Source organism: Actinosynnema sp. NPDC023658 (assembly GCF_040639995.1).
Classification (GTDB): Bacteria; Actinomycetota; Actinomycetes; order Mycobacteriales; family Pseudonocardiaceae; genus Actinosynnema.
Window position 1 is genome coordinate 1 of the sequence record NZ_JBFAAX010000887.1, and the last position, 2260, is coordinate 2260.

At 72.5% G+C, this 2260-nt stretch carries 2 protein-coding genes; both read right to left on the bottom strand.

The window, feature by feature from the left end:
• On the bottom strand, positions 1–1834 hold a 1834-nt coding region (locus AB0G02_RS35995), incomplete at its 3' end, for a condensation domain-containing protein (protein ID WP_360803679.1).
• The coding region (locus tag AB0G02_RS36000) for a phosphopantetheine-binding protein (protein WP_360803682.1) at positions 1831–2260 on the bottom strand (430 nt) is incomplete at its 5' end. The genes AB0G02_RS35995 and AB0G02_RS36000, both read right to left, overlap by 4 nt.

Here is a 2260-nt window from a genome sequence, read left to right on the forward strand (position 1 = left end):
CGTCCAGGACGACCAGCGAACCGGAGAAGAACCGGGAGACCACGGGGACCGTCGCCGTGTCGCTCAGCACGACGGACACGTCGGCGTCACCGACCATGAACGCCAACCGGTCCACCGGCACCGCCGGGTCGAGCGGCAGGTAGGCCGCACCCGTCTTGAGCACCGCCAGCAACGACACGACCAGGTCCGCCGAACGCGGCAGGCACACACCCACCAGCGAACCCGGCCGCACTCCCACCGCGACCAGGTAGCGTGCCAGGCGGTTCGCCCGCGCGTTCAGCTCCCCGTACGACAGCACCACGTCGTCGAACACGACGGCCGGCGCGTCGGGCGCCAAGGCGGCCCGTTCCGCGAACAGCGCGTGCACGCCCCGGTCGACCGCGAAACCCTCGTGGACGGCGGGCGCGGCCAGCAGCGCCCGTTCCCGCGCCGACACGAACTCCAGCACCGACAGCGGCTCGTCCGGCGCGTCGGCCAGGGCGTCCAGCAGAGCGAGGTAGTGCCCGCTCAGCCGTTCGACCGAACCGCGGTCGAACAGCGCGGTCGCGAACTCCAGCTGAAGCCGCAGCGAGCCGTCGCGGGCCTGCTTGACCAGCGCGGTCAGGTCGAAGCGGGACACCTGGGAGGCCAGGTCGAGCGGCTGGACATCCAGGCCGGGCAGGTCGAACAGGTCGTCCTGGGCCTCGTGCAGGGTGAACGCCACCTGGAACAACGGCGTGCGCGTCAGGTCCCGCTGCGGCTGGAGCTCGTCGACCAGCCGGGCGAACGGCACCTCCTGGTGGTCGAACGCCTCGTAGACGGCGGTGCGGGTGTCCGCGAGCAGGCCGGCGAACGTCGTGTCGCCCTGCCAGCGGCCGCGCAGGACCAGGCTGTTGACGCCGTAGCCGATCAGCCGCTGCAACTCGGGCCGGTCGCGGCCCGACACCACCGTGCCGACCGCGATGTCGGTCCTGCCGGTGTAGCGCGACAGCAGGACCTGGAACGCGGCCAGCAGCACCACGTACTCGGTGACGTCGTGCCGGCGGGCCAGCGCGCGGACCCGGTCGGCCAGCGAGTCCGGGACGTCGGCGTCGACGACCTCGCCGCGCCAGTCCCGCACGGCGGGCCGGGGCCGGTCCAGCGGCAGGTCGACCGGTTCCAGGTCCGCGAGCTGCTTGGCCCAGTAGTCGAGGTGGCGGCGGTGCGCGATCGACGACCGCTCGCGCTCCCACGCGGCGTAGTCCGCGAACTGGAGACCGGGTGCGGTCACGGCGGTCGCCTCGCCCGTCACCGCCGCGCGGTAGCCCTCGCGCAGCTCGTCCGCGAAGACGCCGACCGACCAGGCGTCCCACGCGATGTGGTGGAACACCACGACCAGGACGTGCACGTCGTCGGCCACCCGGACCAGCCCGGCCCGCACGGGCCACTCGCGTTCCAGGTCAAACCCGGTGCGCGCTGCCCGCTCGACGTACTCCAGCACCTCGACCGGGTTGCCGTGCACGTCGTGCACCGGCAGGTCGACGTCCACCAGGTCGTCCACCACCTGCCGGGGTTCGTCGTCCACCAGCTCGTAGCGGGTGCGCAGGACCTCGTGCCGCTGGAGCACCTGTCGCCACGACCCGCGCAGCGCGTCGACGTCCAGCGCGCCCTTGATCCGCAGGGCCAGCGGGACCAGGTACTCGGCGCTGCCGGGGTCCAGGCGGTTCAGGAACCACATCTGCTGCTGGCCGTAGGACAGCGGCACGGGACGGGTCCGGTCGGCGGTCGGGATGGCCGAGCGGCGGACCGCGCGCCCCTGTTCGAGCCTGCGCCGGACCAGCTCCTCGCGCCCGGCGTCGATCTCACTCGTCGTCACGACAGCGTTCCTCTGTTCTCCACGGAGTGCGCCAGCACCTCGGAATCGGACATGTGCGCGATCTCGGCCCGCACACCGGCTTCCACCGCGCCGGCCAGCCGGGACACGGTCGGGTGCTCGAAGACCTGCCGCACGGTGAAGTCGAGCGCGAACTCCTCCTCGATCAGGGCGGTGAGCCGCACCGCGAGGATCGAGTTGCCGCCCAGGTCGAAGAAGCTGTCGCCGGCGCCGACCTCCGCGACGTCCAGGAGTTGGGCGAACAGCGCGGCGACGCGTTCCTGCACCACCCCGGACGGCGCGGTGTACTCGGCCCTGGCCAGCGCGTCATCGGTCGGGGCGGGCAGGGCGCGCTTGTCGAGCTTGCCGTTGTTGGTCAACGGCAGCGCCTCCAGCACCACGACCGCCGAGGGCACCATGTACTCGGGC